An 18,467-nucleotide genomic window follows, 5' to 3' on the forward strand; every position below is an offset into this window, starting at 1 on the left:
ACTCCGAGTTTAAATGGCTGGGTCAGGCTGGTCTATATCCTCGATCCACTGGGCGTATAAGTCGGGGCGTCGTTGGCGGGTGCGGTCGATCTGCTGTTGGCGTCGCCACTGGGCGATCGCCTCGTGGTTGCCCGATCGCAGCACCTCCGGCACCTCCCAGCCGCGAAAGCTGGCCGGGCGCGTGTACTGGGGATAATCTAAGAGCGGCGTTTCAAAGCTCTCGTAGCGCAGCGAGTCGGTCTTGCCCACGGTGCCCGGCAGCAGCCGCACCACGCCGTTGATCAGCGTCAGCGCCGGTATCTCACCGCAGGTGAGCACAAAGTCGCCGAGAGAAACCTCTCGGGTCAGCAGGTGGCTAACCCGTTCATCGACCCCCTCGTAGTGGCCGCAGATCAGCACCAGCTGGTCGAGGGTAACCAATTCTCGAAATAATTCTTGGGTCATGGTTTCGCCCTGGGGGGTGAGCAAAATCACCTCGCGCCGGGGCAGCGCCGGCAGCGACTCTACCGCCGCAAAGATCGGGTCAGGTTTCATTAACATACCGACCCCACCGCCGTAGGGTTCGTCATCGACCCGGTGGTGCTTATCCGTTGTAAAGTCCCGTGGATTGGTAAGATGAATTTCTGCAATTTGGCGCGCCAGGGCTTTCCCAATCAGCCCTGACTCCAGGGGCGAGGTAAAAAAGTCTGGAAACAGGCTGACCACATCTACTCTTAGATGAGACGCCCCGTGGATGCCGATTGCCATAACCTAGACTGCCAAGGTCTACAGACCTGATGGGTACATTACAACGCTCTCTATCATGCAGTAATAGAGTCTAGGTAGCAATTCTCGTCCCTTTGTAGAGCGGCCCATGTCTCCCGTCAAGCACAATGCTATTCTGGCCATCGGCGGCGCAGAAGATAAAGTCCACGGCAAAGAAATTCTGCACACCTTTTTTGAGCGCTCGGGGGGAGCCGCAGCCCGGATTGGCATTATTCCCTGCGCCTCGCGAGATCCGGTGGTGATTTCGGGCCGCTACCAGCAGATTTTTGCCGAGATGGGGGCTGCCGAAACCGTGGTGATGGATATCCGCGATCGCGCCCAGGGCGAAGACCCCAGCTGGAAAACCGTCGTTGAACCCTGTACCGGCGTTTTCATTACCGGCGGCGACCAGGTGCGCCTGTGCGGTCTGCTGGCCGACACCCCCCTGATTGACATCGTGCGCCAGCGGGCGCAGCTGGGCGAGATTACCCTGGCGGGCACCAGCGCTGGGGCAGCCGTCATGGGCCACCACATGATTGCCGGCGGCGGCAGCGGCGAGTCACCCAACCGTTCTCTGGTAGATATGGCCATTGGTCTAGGCTTTGTGCCCGAGGTGATTGTTGACCAGCACTTCCACAACCGCAACCGCATGGCCCGGCTGATGAGTGCCATGGCCATGCAGCCCAACCGCCTGGGCCTCGGTATTGACGAAGACACCTGTGCCCTGTTTGAAGGCGACGGCAGCTTCCAGGTGATCGGCAAAGGGGTAATCGCCGTGGTCGACCCCGGCGACATGACCCACACCAACGAGCCCGACATTACCGCCGCCGACCCCCTCAGCATCCACGGGCTTAGGCTACACCTGCTGGCCCACGGCGATCGCTTTGATATCAACCACCGCAAAGTATTGGCGACAGCGGCGTCGAGCTGAGGCAGGCGGGTTAACCCTTGGTCGCTCCTTTAATTTTCTGTGTCTGCGGGCAGCTGCCACAGGGCGACAACATGCTCTTTGCCGCCAAGGGTGACGATGTGGCCGTTGGGCTGCACGGCAAACCGCCAGATATCGGTGTTAAAGCCGGTGATGGTTTCGACATGCCGATTTTGTTGCAGATCCCACACGCGAATGGTTTGAGCCGCGTCAGAGCTCCACAGGCGTGAGCCATCAATTCTGACATCGTTCACATAGCTCTGGTGGCCCCTGAGAATGGCTTTGGGGGTTTGGTCGGCCATATTCCAAAGGCGCACGGTTTGATCGCTCGATGCGCTTACGAGGGTGAGATTGTCTTCGCTAATGTCTAGCTTATTGATGAAGGTTAAGGGCTCGTGACCCACTAGGGTAGCGGGCTGACTCAAATCAGCCATCGTCCACACGTGGAGGCTCTTGCCGCCACTCACCAGGTAGCTGTCGTCGCGGGTAAAGCGCAGATCGTTGACCGTTCCATCGGCCTGAAGCATGCGGGTGGGGCCAGAATCAACCAGGGCTTGGGGATCAATGCGGCCCGTCTGACCGGTTAAATCCCACAGGTAGATGCCCCCACCGCTGTCGGCGCTGATCAACAGTTTGCCGTTATTGCTTACCTCTAGAGCATTGATCGGCAGCGGGTGGGCATCGACAATGGTGGCTAGGGGGGCACCGTCGGCCATGGCCCAAAACCGAATGGTGCGATCGTCGCCAGCGGTGATCAAAATTTCTTGGTCGGTGGTCATGGCCAGTGCTTTGACCACGTTGGTGTGGTCTTGGAGAACCCGCAGCGATCGCTCCGTCTGCAAATCCCAAAATCGCACCGTCTGATCGGAGCTGGCGGTCACTAGAGTATAGCCATCGCGGAGCAGCATCATGGCTTGCACATCGTTTTGGTGACCGGCAAGGGCCGCGAGGGGCTGCACCGTAATCTGGGGCACCTGCTCGGTCACCGACATGTCGGCGATCGCGTTCTGAGCCGGTCGAGTCAGGGCATACCAGCCTAGGGGCACCGCCAGAGCTAGTCCGGTGAGCCCCGCCAGCAGCCAGGGGCGCTGATCGAGCCAGGGGGGCAAAAAGCTGCTGACCGGGTCAGGTAGGGTTTTGGCAGTTTGGGGGTTAAGCGTCGTCTCGGGCCAGTCGGAGACAACAGCAGTGATGCCGGGTAATCTCGAAGTTTGGCGCGATGGCCCCTCGGGGGCGGTCTTTGCCCATCGCACCTGGGCTAGCCGGTCTAAAATCACCGCTGTCGTCTGGGGCCGGTTCACCGCTGCCGGAGCAATCAGATCGTCGACTAAATCCGCCAGGGGGGCAGAGATCTGCGGGGCTAGATGCCGCCACAGAAACATGTTGGTGCGAGAGTTGTAGATCTCAGCGTCGCTGGGCAGCTTGGCCGTCATTAAATAGATCAGCGTGCGGCCCATGGCATAAAAGTCAGACTGGGGCACCGCCTGGCCCTGCTCCTGCTCCGGCGGTGTATAGCCCGCCGAACTCACCGCCGTGATGCCGCTGTCCCCCAGGTTGGCCATATAGGTTTGGGTCATCTCCCGGGCGGCCCCAAAATCGACCAACACCAGCTGCCCCGATGGCCGCAGCATAATATTTTCGGGCTTAATGTCGCGGTGAAAATAGTTGTGCTGGTGCACCAGATCCAGCACGTCGGTGAGCTGGGTCATCCACAGCATGGCCTGCTTTTCGCTGATGGGGTGGTTGCCCTGCTGCACCATCCACTGCTTCAGATTGGGGCCGTCGATTTTTTCCATCATCAGGCAGTGCGACGGTTCGGCTCTGCCCTCGTAATGGTGGAGAAAGTAGCCATCGGTCTCAACCCGGGGCACTCCTGGGTGGTGAAGCTGGCTGAGCACCTGGGCCTCGCGGCGAAAGAGCTCTACAACCTTGGCATTGGTGTTGTAGCTCTCCTTCAGCACCTTGAGAATTTTGGGGATGTTGCGCTCATAGGCTTCATACACCCGACCAAAGCCGCTGTCGCCGCTGATCAACCGCATGACTCGGTAGCGGCCTTGCAGTACCAGGGCAGATCCGCAGGCAGCGCAGGCGTCTCTACCACCGTTGTCTGGGTGGTTTGGCTGCGGGCAGCCTGGGTTGATACAAAGACTCATAACCGACCGTAGAACGCATTCCCCTGTGTGTTTCAGTGTTCCACGGAATGCGGGTGGTTGATCGATGCGACGGGCTTTCTTTGCAATTAATCAGCCGGGGCTTACCAGCGACCACTGGCCCCACCTCCCGACGAGCTACCACCGCCGCTCGACGAGCTACCGCCCGAGGATCTGTGGCTCGAAGAACTGCGCACCAGCCGAGGCAGGTGCACGGTTGTTTCATCGGTGTGGTTGCAGTGGCGGCAGTGGCGCTCGGCGATCGCCTCTCCCGACGCCTGATAGGTGGGTTTCACCAAGGTAGTTTGCTTCACGGTTTCAAGGGTTTTGAAGCGGCAGCTGGGGCAGGCACTAAAGGAGCTCATCGGGTTAGCCAACTGACGGTTGCTGCGTTTATGGCACTGGGGACACTCTAAAACGTTGTGAAACACCGACTTTAGCTCCAGCTCTAGGCTTTGCCCCGCATTGAGGTAGGCCTGGGCGGCGGTTTTGCTCAGGTTGGTCATGGGCACTTGGCACAGCTCACACTTGGGTCGCCACAGGTTGCGCAGGAGGTTAAAGGCGGCGATCGCACCGCCACTCAAGAACAGTGCCCCAGCTCCGGTCGCCAACCCCTGTATCGGCAAATTTTCGAGGGTGGAGGGGGGTGGCCCGGTGAGCTGGGAGATCATCGCCTGGGTGCCGCTGGAGAGGCCAGCGCTGTAGTCACCATTCCGAAACCGAGGCAGCATATATTCGTCGATCACCAGCTGCATGCGGGCGTCGTAGGCGCGACTATAGCCCCGGCCCAGCTCAATGCGCACCGCCCGATCGCCTTCAGAAAACAGCACCAGCACCCCATCGTTGCGCTGGGCATCGCCAATGCCCCAGCGGTTGAACAGGCTGGTGGCAAAGCGCTCAAAGCTGCGATCGCCAGTGTTGTACATAGTGGTAGAGGGCACCGTCACCACCACGGTCTCAATGCCGGTGGTGGCCCGCAACTGCTCCAGCGTCTCCCGCAGGCGGGCCTGGTCGGCGGGCAGCAAAATTTGGCCGTAGTCGTTAATGATGGGGTCTTGGCGCTGGGGGTAGCCAGTTTGATCGGCGGTCTGGGCGATCGCAGCAGGCGGTCTCCCTCCCGACACCGCCCCCGGCAGCAATCCAGGCCCCAGCATCAGCGCACCACTGGCTACCCCAAGCAGAACAAGGCCCAGGCGGCACGCCGATCGACTCCGATTTGCCATGGTCATCTCCGGTGGGTGCGGTGACAGGTTTTCGCGCTGTGCCCCGCTACAGTATTCCCACCCGGCGAGATGGCTCAGGCAAAAGGGCACAACCTGTAACTTCAGCACCCCGGCGGCCGATTCCTTAGCGTTATCGCTTGACGAGCACCATCCGTCAGGGGCCGTCGAGGGGAGGTGCTGCCAGCAGGCGGCGCTGAAACAGCGAGGCTCCGGCGGCAGCGACCATCACCAGGGCGATCGCCCCCAGCGTGGCGGGGCTCAGCGATTCCTTGAGCCACACAAAGCTAATGGCGGCAGCGATCGCCGGTTCCAGGCTCATCAGCACCCCAAACACATTCACCGGCATCCGTCGCAGAGCGCTCATCTCCAGGGAATAGGGCAGAGTGCTGGCCAGCAGCGCCACCCCCAGCCCCACCAGCAAAATTTGGGGCGACAGCAAGGCCCGCCCCTCCGCCACAATGCCCACGGGCAATAGCGCCAGTGCCCCCACCGCCATCGCTAGGGCCAACCCCTCGCCGCCCCTAAACGCTTGCCCCATGCGGGCCGACAGCACAATATAAGCTCCCCAGGCCACCCCTGCCAGCAGAGCAAAGGCCACCCCCAGACCGTCGAGGTCGGGGGTGTTGAGCGGCGATAGCAGCACAATGCCCACCGCCGCCAGCGCTACCCACAGCCCATCGAGCCAGCGGCAAGAATGCACCAGCGCCACCGTCAGCGGCCCCGAAAACTCTAGAGCCACCGCCACACCGATAGGAATGCGGGCGATCGATAGGTAAAACAGCGCATTCATCACCGCCAGCGACAGCCCAAAGGCTACCAGCAGGCGGTAGTCAGCGGCCTGGTGGCCGCGCCAGCGGGGGCGACACCAGGCCACCAGCACCACCGCCGACAGCCCCACCCGCAGCAGCACCAAACCCAGTGGCCCCACCTGGCCAAACAAGCTCTTGGCCAGGGTCGACCCCAGCTGGGTTGAGGCCATCGCCGCAATCACCAGCAGCGAGGCGGGTGGGGTAAACCTGGGCAGCAGCGGCTGCGATCGAGACTGTGGTGACACGGTGGGCTTCCCTATTGACGCAATTCAAGCCCTCCAACTCTAGCGCCCTCAGGCCACCCCATTTAGCCATGTCGTTGATGCTGGGTGATCAACGACATTAATAGCTGCCTGCACTGCCTGGCCCCAGTTTTAGTTATGATCCGCCGTATAAATCTCATCCAAGTGCAGCAGTAGAGCTTTGTCGGCAGGAAAACCCCAGATCCCGAGCCGAACAGATTCTGAGCTGAACTTGGTCTATCGGTTCCCATCCTTGCCAGCCCCTCTATCCGGGCTGCTGGCACCTACCCCAAGCTTTTTCCCATGCTGCACGCCTTGGCCCAGACCGCTACCCCGGCCCTACCCTCTGCCCCCCAGGGGATAGCCCACCTCTACCAGCAATTAACCCAGTGGGTCATGCAGATCCTCAGCGCGACCGGAGACTACATGGTCGGCATTGGTCACAGCATCGCCCATCTGCCGGCCCAATTGCCTACCGTCTTAGCACCCGATCAGGCGTGGCACCTGGCTGCGTACTGGCTGCTGGTGTTGGTCATGGTGGTGGGGGTAATCGGGGCCGTGGTGCCCGCCCTACCTGGCATCACATTAATTGTGGGAGCGATCGCAGTTTGGGGTCTGGTGGCAGGGTTTGCTGGGCTCAAATGGGCGTTGGGGGTAGCGATCGCAGCATTTCTACTCAGCATTGCCATCGACTACCTGGCCGGGGTGCTGGGTGCCCAGCGAGTCGGGGCCAGCAACTGGGGGCAAATCGGAGCCTTTGTCGGCATGTTTTTCGGTCTATTTGGCCTGCTGCCCCTATTGCCTACCGGCATTCCCCTGCTGGGGCTGCTGGTGGGCACGGTACTTGGAGCCTTTATTGGCGAATTTTTACACCGCCGCGAGCTAAAGCTGCTCCAGCGTATTAAACAATCGGCCAAGGTGGGCCTAGCCATTGTGGTCGGCACTCTGGTGGGCAACATTTTGCAGGGCATCCTCGCCTTTATTAGCCTGGTGGTGTTTTTGGTCACCACCTGGCCCGGCAACTGGGTGTCGTAAATAGACTACAAACCTCAGGTTTCGGCTTAAGGCCAGCCCCAAAGCCTCGCCCCCCCTACCGAAAGGTTAGACTCCTAGGGCTTAGTTCCCGCCAATAGCGCCATCTCCAACCACTTCCAGTAACAGTCCACATCGATAAACCCCAGCCTGCGGAGCCAACCCAGCTGGGTTTCCACATCCAAGAGTTGGTTTGAGGGGTCATCCTCCTCTGGGCTGTAGCCAATGGCTGTCAAAAACCGCTGGTGCAGGCGATCGCTAGGAGAAGCCACATGCTCTAGGTTGCAAAAGCAGCCCCCTGACCGTAAAACTTGCCAAATTTCAGCGTAGAGAGCCTCTTTGCGGTCATGGGGTAGATGGTGAATGGCAAAGCTAGAAACCACCGCATCAAAGCCTCCCAGATCGGGCAATGGCTTAGATAGATCATGGCTAATGATAGTCACGCTCGGGTCATCGCCAAAGCGATCGCCCACCGCCGCCAACATAGTGGGCGAAAAATCTAAGGCGACATACTCCGCCCCAGGGCGGTCAATTTTCAGCAGGCCCAGCAGCCGTCCATCGCCGGTACCCAGGTCGAGAATCCGGCCAGCAGTGGTGGGCACCAGGTCGAGCAGCACGGCCTCTCCCTCAGTGCGGTGGGGAATGCGATCGGCGCGAGCCAGATAGGTGAGGGCATGACTAGCAGTAGTCCACTGGTTGACGGGCGGCGGTTGGGGCATTGCTGTAAGTCGTTTGATAGATCAGCGCTTGATGAAGCAGATTGATGGATCTACTCTATCGTTCTCATCCCCTATGGATAGAGCAAGGCCCTCTACTCCCACCCAGGGGTAGCGCCATTATGTTCTAAACGCAATCTGCGTGGCCGGCCTCAGACTATCTCCTCAGAGTGGAGGCTTCCTAGGTAGGGCAGCTAAGAGTGTCTGGCAGAAAAAACAGCGCCCTCCCAAGCCATTTTCCCAAAATATGGGTAAGGCAACCTCATTAGGTCAATTGACCGAAGAACAAAACTACTTCCGTACTACTACTGAGAAGTTGACCCGAGCCGGGGAGTAATCCATTGATCGCCCTTTTAAAAATGTGGTTTTCCCTATTGCGATCGCCACCAGATCATCTACAGCAACGATCTCCTCCGTGTTTCTACGGTTATATTTTACTGTCAAAAAAATCATTAAAGCGCGACCGCTATTTGTAGGGGTGAAACCCCTCTTAGAAAATTTTTAGGGCTTCGCTAAACTTAACCCATTGAGCAGCAAGTACTCAGTTTTTGGAATAGTTCCCTGAGGTTTTCCATAGGCTGAGTTGCCGAAAATCTCACCTAAAGATGATGGCTAAAGTTGCAGTGTTCCTAATGCTATTGGCCGATCGGCCAGATATTAAAACGCCAAATCGGGGTGCGAGAAAAAATGTCACGGGATGCGCTTGTTGTCGGAATAAATACCTATCAATATCTGCCTGGCTTGCAGGCACCGGCTCACGATGCTGAGTCAGTAGCAAGGTGTTTAGAAAGCTTTGGAGAATGCCGGGTAGTGCGGCAGCCAGAGGTCATTGCCCAGCAGAAGCCAATCATTGGGCAACGGGGCACTGTTACTACTCCAATGCTGGAAGAAGCGCTGATTAAACTCTTTAAGCCTGCGGGCAAAAACATTCCCCAAACAGCTATCTTTTACTATTCGGGCCACGGGTTGCAGCGTCAGGCAGGTATTCAAGAAGGCTATTTAGCTACCAGCGATGCCAACCCAGCGGCAGGGCACTACGGGCTATCGCTGCACTGGCTGCGACGGCTGCTGCAAGAGAGCCCGGTGCGCCAGCGGGTGATTTTGCTGGACTGCTGCAACAGTGGCGAATTTTTTAACATGCTAGAGGCCGATCCTGGTGCTCGGGCCGGTACCGATCGCTTGTTTATGGCCGCCTCCCGTGAGTACGAGTCAGCCTACGAGTCTCTCGATGGCAGCCACAGCGTGTTTACCCAGGCGCTGCTGTCAGGCTTAAACCCTTACAAAGTGAAAGGTGGCCTTGTCAATGGTCACTCTCTCACCGATACGGTCAACCGCAAGCTCAAGGGCGAGTTGCAGCAGCCTTTGTTCGAGAGCTCCGGCAGCGAGATTGTTCTGACCCGCCTATCGGGGGTGACCACGCCGACTTCAGCAGAGGCACCGCCGCTGATAGATCGACTGCAGAAGCTGCGCTATGGGTTCTGTCCGTTTCCTGGGGCGGCACCCTTTGACAGTCGCCAGAGCGAGTTTTTCTTTGGCCGTGACGAAATCACCCAAACCCTAGAAAAACGAGTCGTGTCATCACGGCTGTGTGCCCTGGTGGGAGCCTCGGGGACAGGCAAAACCTCTCTGCTCAAGGCGGGTCTAGGGCCTCGCCTAACCCAGGGAAAAGCATGGGATGTGCGTTATCTGGCTCTGGGGTCAGATCCCCTCCGCCACCTGGCAGAGGGGTTTGTGGAGGCCGAGGCCAGTGGGCTGCAGCGGGCCGAACAGCTCCGCCAGGCCGAGTCGTTTTTGCAGCAGGGGCCAGGGGGGTTTTGCCAACTGGTGCAGGCGGTGACCGGCGATACCCCCATGGTGTTGATTCTCGACCAGTTTGAAGCCTTGCTTACCCCAGGCGGCGATCAAGCTCAACCAGACAACGGCCATCGCCGCCTGATCATAGACTGTTTGACCGCCGCCCTGCAGCAAGAACATCTGCCCCTACACCTGGTATTAGGGTTGCGGGCTCATCATCTAGAGGCCCTAAATGAGTTCCCAGAGTTTCAAGCGCTGGTGATGGGCCATTGTCTGGCTATGCCCCCGATGGGCTATAACCAGCTCAAGGCTGCTATTGTCGGCCCCCTCGAAAAAGTTGGGTTGCGCTACGATGCCAACCTGGTCTACACCCTTTTACTCGATGTGGTCAGCGCCCCCGCCGATCTGGCCATGCTACAGATGGCACTCAAGGCCTTGTGGCTGCGCCGCGAGACCACCGCAAATGCCGCCGAAGCGCCTCGCCTGACTCTGGCTGCCTATGCCGATATGGGGGGCATTCGCTACCTGCTCAACCAGCGCGCTACCCAGACCTATCAGAGTCTGACCCCTGTCGAACAGGCCATTGCTCAGCGAATTTTTCTGGGCCTTTGTGACCTGGGGGATGGTGCTATCTTGAGTCGCCGTCAGCTGCAGCTGGCTGAGCTTGTGACCGAGACTATGCCCCAGACTGCCGTTGAAACGACCCTCGATAAGCTGTTGGCGGCCCGTCTGGTAGTGGCCCAGGTGCAATCGTTGGATCTGGGAGGTGCCCCCCTGGCCGTGGCGGTGCCGGGCTGGTCGTCGACAATTGACCTGGATCAGAGTTTGGCCGACATGACCAACGGCCTAAGAGTGACAAGCGTGGCTCACCCCAAGGCATCGCCTTACTTCGATATTGGCCATGAGGCGCTGCTGCGCAATTGGCCCATGCTTCAAGAGTGGTTGCAGGCTCAAGGCAGTGTAGTGAGGCAGCAGCGGGCTATTGAAGTAGCCGCACAAGACTGGTACCAGCAGCGGCAGCCCGAGCACCCTGACTATTTTTTGACCAAGACTCGCCTGAGCGAGGCCAAGCTGTTTCAGCAGGCGCAACCCCACCAGCTTTCATTGCAGGCCAACTATTACCTGGCAGCTTGCGATCGCTACAATCGGCGCAGCCGTCGCCAGCGCTACCTGGTGCGATCGCTAATTCCCATCAGCATGCTCACAGGGATGCTCACCGCCTATGGGCATAGCTATCTAAACCAGCCTGACACCGCCCCTGCCAACCAGGCAGGCGCCCCAGCCGCTGCCAGTCTAGCCCCCGCTTTTGAGCTGCTGGAGCCCAGTTCAGCCCAACCACCTGGACTGATGCCCGCTCCGGAAGATCAGGCACCCGTCATGGGCTCTCCCCAAGCCGGGGTTGTGCGTACCCATGTGTTTAACTGGGCGTTGGCACCAGATCAGCCGCTCATGATGGAGCCCCATCTACTCAATGGCCAGAGCTTTCAGTCGGCCTTAGCCCACGGCACCCAGGGGCTAGAGTCGTTGACAACTACCGTTCCGGCTGGGTCAGCGGCGGCATCTCGATCAGCGATCGCACCCAGTGCCAGTACATTTGGGGGTGCCCCAGCACCAGGTGGGCAGCTGAAAGCCAAGGCCAAGGCCCCAGCTTCCCAAGGGCTACCCTACGCTAACCAGGTCGTAAGTCTAGAATCTTGGTGGGTGTCACCGGAGGATCCAACCATGGTGATTCAAATCTGGTGTACCCAGGCCCAACCTGAGCCTGTGTGCTTTACGTCGACGGCGGCTCGGGGCAGCTAGCCCTCCAGTCAAACAGCGCCAACTGAAGCGTGCACCAGCAAATTTTAAGGCAGGGGGTCAAGGCCCATGCTGCTGGGATTGGGCTGGGCAAAGCAGGCTATCCTAAGCTACAGGGCGTTAGCGGTGGACTGTAAAGCATGCAAATTTTGTCGGTGGCGCTGCAAAATTTTAAGACCCACCGCGATCGCTACTTTGAGTTTCAGCCGGGTACCAACGCCATCTGTGGCGAAAATGGCGCAGGTAAGACCAGTATTTTGGAGGCGATCGCCTGGGTGCTGTTTAACTACCAGGGCGACTACGCCAAGGAAGACTTAATTCGCAATGGCAGCGGCAGCGCCCAGGTAACCGTGGCCTTTACCTCCAACTACGACGGTCGCACCTACCAGGTGCAGCGCTGCACCCAGCGGGGCTATGCCCTGTTTGACCCTCAGCTCAACGAGCGTCTGCCCTACACCCGCATTAAAGACGAGGTGCTGCCCTGGCTGCGCCAGCACCTGGGCGTCGGCCCAACCACCAATCTGCCCCAGCTGTTTGCCCGCACCCTGGGGGTGCCCCAGGGCACCTTTACCGCAGACTTTCTCCAGCCGGCAGAGCAGCGCAAGGCCGTGTTCGACGCCATTCTCAAGGTCGAAGACTACAAGCTGGCCTTCAAGCAGATGAATTCTCTGCGCCGCTATGCCGAAGACCAGGTAGAGGCCACCAAGGGGCAAATTGCTCAGTTTGAAGACTCCCTCAAAGCGTGGGATGAACTGCACCAGCGCCAGCAGGCGTTACAGCAGGCCATGGCCACCAGCGAGACACGCCTGCAAGATCTAGGTACTCAACTAGCTAATCTGCAAATCCAGCGGGCGGCAGTCCAGGCCCAGGCCCAGCAGGTGCAGGCTTTGGCCAGCCAGCACCAGGGGCTAGGGCACCAGCTAGAGGCCAAACAGGCTGGGTTGGCTCGCCTACAGCAGTCGGTGCAGCAAGCGGAGCAGGCGATCGCCCTATGCCAGACTCATCGTGCTGCCTACGCGGGCTACCAGGCCGCCGAGCAAACCCTCCAAGCCCTGGCCCAAGATCAGCAGCAGCGCCAGCGATTGCAGAGCGAGGCGCAAGCCCTACAAAAGACCCAAGGCAAAACCCAGGTAGAGCTTACCCGCTGGCAAACCCAGCTAGAGGCTTTGGCGACCAGTGAGCAAGAATTGGCCCAGCTCCAGCCCCAGATCGAAACCCAAACGGCGCTAGAGGCCCAGCGCCAAGATCTGCAAAGGCAGCTAGACCACCACCGGCAGCAGCAGTCGCAGCAGCAGCAGCTAGAGACCCAGCTCGGGCAGCTAGCCCAGCAGCTAGCCCAGGCCGCCGAAAACCGCGATCGCCTCATCGCCCTCCAGCCCCAAGTGGCTGAGATTCAAGCGTTAGAAGATCGGCGCGATCGCCTCCAGCTACAGCTCAGCCACATTGCCGCTGCCCGCCAGTTTGAAAGCGAGATTCGATCGCTGGTGAGCACCAGCCAGGGCCAGGGCCAAGCTCAGCAGGCCGAAATCAAGGCTGTGCTCCAAGAGCTAGCCGATCTGGCCACCAGCCTGCCGCTGCTGTCGAGCCAGACCCGAGCCCGCCTTGAGCAGGTGATTCAAAATACTGCTGCCATGCACGGATCGCTACTCACTGCCCTGGAGGCGATCTTGCAAGACTTGGCTGACCAGACCGATGAAAAGACGCTGAAGCGAGAGCTTAAAAACCTAGAGGGTGACCTCCAGCAGCGCTACGGTTGGCGAGCCGAGGTGGGCCAGTTAAACCATGTCACTGCGCAGATTGCCCAGCTTCAACAGACCCAGGCAGAGATGGTCGCGCAGATCGGGGCGATCGCCCAGCAGCTAGCCAACCAGCCCCAGGTGCAGGCGACCCTAGCCGCTCTCGACCAGCAGCTAGAGGCCCTGGGGCGCCCCCGCGAAAAGAGCCAGATTTTGGCCCGCACCCTGCCCGACAAAGCTCAGCTTGAAGCGGCTTACCAGGCTCAGGCTGAGGCTCTAGCCGAGGTCGATCGGCAGTTAGCCGAGTTGGCCACCCGGCTAGCAGATTTTGCCGGTCTCGATCAGCAGCTAGCCCAGGCCCAGGGCGATCGCGCCCAGCATCAGCCGGGCTACAGTCTTTACCTGCAAAACCAGCAGTTGGCCAACCAACATCCCCAACTCCAGAGTGAGCTAGCGGCTGCCCAGGCTGACATAGCTCAGGTACAAGCCCAACAGGCCGAGATCAATGCTGCCTATCAGGCTGCTCTGGTCAGCTTTGACCCCGAAGCTACCGCAGCTGTAGAGGTGACCTACAGCGCCGTTAAGTCAGAGGCCGACCAGCTCTCGGGCAGCCTACCCCAGCAGCGGCAGCGGCTAACCGACCTCAACCAGCAGATTGCCGGCCTAGAAGCCCTGGCCCAGCGTCGCGATGCAGCCCGCCAAACCCTCCAAGATCAGGAAAAAGCCAAACGCTTCATCAACTTCGCCCGCAAGGCCTACAACGAAGCCGGGCCGCGCATTACCGAACAGTACGTGCGCAGCATTTCCCAGCAGGCCGATCGCCTGTTTCGCGAGTTGCTCAACCGCCCCAATGTGGCCCTGCAGTGGACCCGAGACTACGAGATCGTCGTGCAGGATGGCCCCAACCAGCGGCGGTTTATTAACCTCTCTGGCGGTGAGCAGATGTGTGCCGCTCTGGCAGTGCGGCTGGCCCTACTCAAGGTACTGGCCGATGTGGATATTGCCTTTTTTGACGAGCCCACCACCAATATGGATCAGGCCCGGCGTCAGGGCCTGGCAGAAGCGATCGGGCGGATCAAAAGCTTTCAGCAGCTGTTTGTCATCAGCCATGACGACACCTTTGAACAACTGACCGAAAATGTCATTGTGGTTGAGCGAGACCCTGGCTAACGCCAGGTCAGGGCACAAACCCATGCACAAAACAGCCGCCCTGGTGGGGGCGGCTGTGGGTTAATTGCCTTAGAGGAGAGTCTCAAAGCAGGGTATCAGCACCCAGTGGAGGCACTGACTGCGCCTAGATAGATTGGCTAGAGAAGGCGTCGCCGCTGTAGGCCGGCACCCGATCTACACCTTCGGTGGACTGCCCCGTCATAGCCTGGGCCAGTTGATCAAACGACTCAGAGCGCCAGTTGCGCTCATGGATAGGCTTGGTTTGTTCACCGCGAAAGTAAGCCTGAGTACCGATCAGAGCTACGGCAACCCAGCCCACCACGAAGAGAGAAATTAGTAATGCAAACATTTGCGAACCTCTAGCTTGAAACGATGTCAGTCGCAAAGCCCGTTGCCCAATCTATCCCTGGCTAACAGAGCGCCAACGTTCTTCGCTTATGTAACTTAATGTAACTCAAATGTAACAAATTGTCAAAGGCAATTGCAGAAAAAGCTGCGTCGATGGTAGGGCTTTTTGCCTGGGTATACCTCCGATAGGCCTGTGGAGGGTGGCCCCAGGCTGGGCACAATAGAGCTAAAGTATTTCATCCCAGGACGTGTCTCGGTTGAGAGTGCAAACTCGGCGGCGATCCCTACAGAGCAGATCAGTAAACAAACCGTCGATACAAAATTTAAGGGGCAGAAATTTCTACTGTTCTTAAATTCTTCTAGGATGGAAATATGAGTGATGCCCCGATGTCGTTGTCTCGATGTCATTGTGATGGGGCTCTGGCCTAGCTCTTTCAGGCTGCGGTGCTATCTACCCGTTACAGGCGTTTTACCGGCGATCGCTTCTTACCGCCTCTACAAGGCTTTCCTATGGCTGCCCATTCTTCCTCTCCCCTCGATTTGTTTTCCCAGGGCTACAGCCGTGGCCAGCTTAAGTTTGAGAGCCTAGACTTGCGCAAGCTCTCCCTCGAAGGGGTCAGAATGCCCTTCGTAGAATTTATTGACTGTAATCTTCAGGGTCTAAACCTGTCGCGAGCCTTTATGCCTGGGGGCGTGTTCACCTTTAGCAACCTGCGTAAATGCAACCTCAGCTGGGCTAACCTGATTGGCTCAGACTTCTTTAGGGCTGATCTCTCCGGGGCTCTCCTCAATCGAGCCATGATCTCAGGAGCCCAGCTGATGGGGGTCAACTTGCAGGGCAGCAGTCTTAGAGAAGCAGTACTCAGCGGCAGCGACCTGCGTGGAGCAAACCTGAGGCGAGCAAATCTGCGCGGGGCAAATTTTAGCTATGCCAACCTCCAAGGGGCTGACCTGCGCGATGCCGATCTCACCAATGCATTGCTCGAAGGCACCAACCTCTTAGGTGCCATGATGCCTGACTCCTCCGTCATGGAATATTCTGAGCAAGACCAAGGCGCAGCAGAGCACCACCCTTTAGAAGTCAACTAGACGCCAGCATCTAGATCCAGCCCCGTGCTGACCCAATGGGGCTCTAGGGGGACGGCTGCAAAATAGTTTCTCCCAGGGTGGGCCGCGTAAACCCTGTAGCGCTTGCCGTTGCTCAGGCAAAACTGGCGCTCAGGCAAAACTGGTATTTTCTTGACTGGAAAGCTCCTGAACCTAATCTAAGACCAGAAATAGACGGTCAATCAGTGCACCGCCACCCCAGAACTACCAAACAGGAGGAGCGACAAAAAGAAATCGACGACAAAAAGGCTGACCCAGGTGGTGACTACAGCCGAGGTGGCAGCTCGGCCTACGGATCGGCTACAGGTGGTGGTCAGCCCCCAGGTACAGCCAGCTAGGGCCACGATCGCACCAAATAGCACCGATTTAATGAGTACAGCGATGAGGTCATTGAGCGCCATCAGCGATCGCACCGAATCGAGGAATTGACCCACCGGCATGTCATAAAAATGAAACGCCACGCCAGCTCCTCCAGCGATGCCCAGGCTCAGCCCCAGCACCGTTAGCACTGGCAGCATAATGCAGCAGGCCACCACCCGAGGCACCACTAGGTAGTCAATGGGGTCGGTGCGCAACACCTTGAGAGCATCAATCTGGTCGGTCACCTTCATACAGCCGATTTCGGCGGCGTAGGCGGTGCCCACCTGCCCTGCCATAATCGCTGCGGTGAGGATGGGAGCCAGTTCTCGACAGAAAGCCATGGCAAAAGCACCGCCGAGGGCGTAGGTGGCCCCAAACCGATCGAGTTCCCGCCCCGTTTGAATGGCGAAGATCATGCCGGCGAACAGATTGGTCAAAAGTACCGGAGTGAGGGTCTGGGGGCCGGCGGCCACCATTTGCTCTAGGGTGCGCTGGTGATTGATGCCCCCTCTCAAAATGCGCATCAGCACCTGACCACCCAAAAAGAACGCCATTACGATGTGGTAAAGGCAGGACTTTTGTCGAATCGCGATCGCTGCTTCTGGCCTCAGTCGAGCAGGATAGTCGTATTGGATTGATTTTGAGCCAGATAGCCCTAGGGTCTTGGGATCAGCCTTAACCATAAAACACACGTAGGGTAGTCAACGGGCGGAGGTGGATAAGGTTTAGTTTGCCCGATTAGGCTGGAGAGATTCTGTATGCAGCAACAACCTAAACCCAGTTAAAGAAAATCATCAGATGCGCACCGACGGGGCTAACCCCACGGCTTGGCTTGGCCATCATCCTAGTCATTTGACTAGGGTCAACCATCACCTGTCAGGTGACGAAAGCAGCAGCCGATCGCCATCGGGCTCATAGCCTTACAGCCTAAGTCAACTCTACAGACTCGACTAACACAATCGAGGTTTCTGAAGATAGTTTTCAGATTGCCGTCCTAGGGCAGGTTGCCGTCCTAGGGCAGGCCAGAGAACAGAGCAATCCAGGCGCTTGATTTAGTACAAAAACAGTACAATTCCAGGTTTTACATGGTACATTTGTATCAAGTCGGCCCTGGCAGTTGCCCTGATTGAGTCTGGGTTCAGTCAGCCCATCAGCGCGCCCATGAGAGTGAATGCTCTATTCGGCAGTGGCTGAGGGGGTGGCAGGTTGCATTTGGGTTTTGTCGTTAGATTTTTATTGCTGCGGGGTACTGCGCCATGGATTTGCAAAGTGTTCAAACCAAGCTCATTCAGACTGTGAACTCCCTAGGTGCGGGCGATGGCAGTGTTCAAGTCGACTGGGGTATATCGTCTCAGCCTGCGGAACGCCGCCCCCAGCACGGAGCAGGGGTGGAGTTTTCGACTGCGGTAGACGCCCTGCAATGGCGATCGGTGCATCTGGCCAATGGTGGACCTGGAGCGGGGGGGATTCCTCCTGAGGTCTACGCGAAGCGGCTGAGGGCCATGGCGACAAAAATCAATCATCTCTCGGCTGAGCAAGAGCGATCGATCGCAGAAATGCAGGCGATTCAGGCGCAGTTGCACCAGCTTGCCCCCCCGACTGCCGGAGCTAGATTCGCCCTGCCCAAGATCGATCTACGCCAGGTGACTCTGGCCGCCGCCGAGGTCGACCCCCAGGGCAATATATTGCTCTCTCACCGCAGCGTTGCTGCTGGGGCAAGTCAGCCGACTGCATCGCCGCTTTTAGTTGAGCCGTCTAACCAGTTGGCAGCCCAGCTCAGGGCTACCTATGGGTCTCCGTCTGTTAGAAGACGTGGCTGGCGGGCGTTGCTGGCCGAGACCTTAACGTTAGGTCAAGAGCCCTCCCGCCTCTTGACCGGCTTAGGCCTGGGCATTTGGCAGTTGGTTCAGGAGATAGCTCGCCTACTGATGCCCAGTCAGAGTCCTCCGCCCCTGGGGCGGAGTTTCCCTGGGAGCGCTATCCCTGTGCTGACCCCAGTCGATGGCATTTTGTGGTTTGGGGGCGGGGTGATTGGGCGGCTAGCGCTGAATTTGCTGCTGGCAGCTTTTCCTGGGCTCTGGTCTGTGGCGGTTGCCGCCATTACCGCTGTGACCGCCTACGCTCTCTATCGGGCAACTTTGGCCCCTAAGCTGGCCTTTGGCCCGGCCATTCGGGTGTCTTTGCTGGTGGCAGGGCTGGTGGTGGGGGGGCAGCTCTAAGATGGCTTGAGCCTACCCTAAAGCGGTGCCAACGCCGTAGCGCCTGGCACCGGGCCGATTGAGCTTGGTTCACTGCTGACGAACTCAGAAGG

At 58.6% G+C, this 18,467-nt stretch carries 13 protein-coding genes; 6 read left to right on the forward strand and 7 right to left on the reverse strand.

The genetic code is table 11. From position 1 onward, the window contains the following. Positions 1–9: 9 nt before the first annotated feature. Positions 10–747, reverse strand: coding sequence for a tRNA (guanosine(37)-N1)-methyltransferase TrmD (trmD, locus tag AC0QKW_RS17635; RefSeq protein WP_473152397.1), 738 nt, complete (start codon positions 745–747; stop codon positions 10–12). A gap of 106 nt (positions 748–853) precedes the next feature. Between trmD and AC0QKW_RS17640 the strand changes: the two genes are divergently transcribed. Beyond that, entirely contained in the window at positions 854–1,675 is an 822-nt protein-coding gene (locus AC0QKW_RS17640) for a cyanophycinase (RefSeq protein ID WP_473152398.1), read from the forward strand. Between the two features lie 29 nt (positions 1,676–1,704). Here the strand turns inward: AC0QKW_RS17640 and AC0QKW_RS17645 are convergent, their stop codons facing one another. From AC0QKW_RS17645 to AC0QKW_RS17655, 3 genes are all read right to left on the reverse strand, one after another. After that, complete coding sequence (locus tag AC0QKW_RS17645) at positions 1,705–3,825, reverse strand: protein kinase domain-containing protein (protein WP_473152399.1); 2,121 nt, start codon at positions 3,823–3,825, stop codon at positions 1,705–1,707. A 101-nt stretch (positions 3,826–3,926) separates the two neighbouring features. Beyond that, positions 3,927–5,045, reverse strand: coding sequence for a TPM domain-containing protein (locus AC0QKW_RS17650; protein ID WP_473152400.1), 1,119 nt, complete (start codon positions 5,043–5,045; stop codon positions 3,927–3,929). Between the two features lie 154 nt (positions 5,046–5,199). After that, a complete protein-coding gene (locus tag AC0QKW_RS17655; protein WP_473152401.1) occupies positions 5,200–6,099 on the reverse strand; it encodes an EamA family transporter in 900 nt (299 codons plus the stop codon). Between the two features lie 531 nt (positions 6,100–6,630). Here AC0QKW_RS17655 and AC0QKW_RS17660 point away from each other — a divergent pair. Continuing rightward, positions 6,631–7,131, forward strand: coding sequence for a DUF456 domain-containing protein (locus AC0QKW_RS17660; RefSeq protein ID WP_473153000.1), 501 nt, complete (start codon positions 6,631–6,633; stop codon positions 7,129–7,131). Between the two features lie 74 nt (positions 7,132–7,205). Here AC0QKW_RS17660 and AC0QKW_RS17665 read toward each other — a convergent pair whose 3' ends face one another. Then, on the reverse strand, positions 7,206–7,847 hold the full coding sequence (locus AC0QKW_RS17665; RefSeq protein ID WP_473152402.1) for a class I SAM-dependent methyltransferase: 642 nt from the start codon (positions 7,845–7,847) through the stop codon (positions 7,206–7,208). A gap of 684 nt (positions 7,848–8,531) precedes the next feature. Here AC0QKW_RS17665 and AC0QKW_RS17670 point away from each other — a divergent pair. Together AC0QKW_RS17670 and AC0QKW_RS17675 are read left to right on the forward strand one after the other, a co-directional pair. Continuing rightward, complete coding sequence (locus tag AC0QKW_RS17670; protein ID WP_473152403.1) at positions 8,532–11,438, forward strand: nSTAND1 domain-containing NTPase; 2,907 nt, start codon at positions 8,532–8,534, stop codon at positions 11,436–11,438. A gap of 137 nt (positions 11,439–11,575) precedes the next feature. Continuing rightward, on the forward strand, positions 11,576–14,341 hold the full coding sequence (locus AC0QKW_RS17675) for an AAA family ATPase (protein ID WP_473152404.1): 2,766 nt from the start codon (positions 11,576–11,578) through the stop codon (positions 14,339–14,341). Between the two features lie 124 nt (positions 14,342–14,465). Here the strand turns inward: AC0QKW_RS17675 and AC0QKW_RS17680 are convergent, their stop codons facing one another. Further along, entirely contained in the window at positions 14,466–14,690 is a 225-nt protein-coding gene (locus tag AC0QKW_RS17680) for a photosystem II protein, Psb35-related (protein WP_473152405.1), read from the reverse strand. Positions 14,691–15,199: 509 nt separating this feature from the next. Here AC0QKW_RS17680 and AC0QKW_RS17685 point away from each other — a divergent pair. Next, the gene (locus AC0QKW_RS17685) at positions 15,200–15,778 is read left to right on the forward strand and encodes a pentapeptide repeat-containing protein (RefSeq protein WP_473152406.1); all 579 of its coding nucleotides are present in this window, start codon (positions 15,200–15,202) and stop codon (positions 15,776–15,778) included. Positions 15,779–15,978: 200 nt separating this feature from the next. On the opposite strand, the gene AC0QKW_RS17690 is transcribed toward AC0QKW_RS17685, so the two are convergent. Beyond that, complete coding sequence (locus tag AC0QKW_RS17690) at positions 15,979–16,710, reverse strand: MlaE family lipid ABC transporter permease subunit (RefSeq protein ID WP_473153001.1); 732 nt, start codon at positions 16,708–16,710, stop codon at positions 15,979–15,981. A gap of 702 nt (positions 16,711–17,412) precedes the next feature. On the opposite strand from AC0QKW_RS17690, the gene AC0QKW_RS17695 reads away from it, so the two are divergent. Next, positions 17,413–18,375, forward strand: a complete 963-nt coding sequence (locus AC0QKW_RS17695; protein ID WP_473152407.1) for a hypothetical protein — start codon at positions 17,413–17,415, stop codon at positions 18,373–18,375. The last annotated feature ends 92 nt before the right edge of the window (positions 18,376–18,467 follow it).

The sequence above is a fragment of the Pseudanabaena sp. PCC 9330 genome (assembly GCF_055795045.1).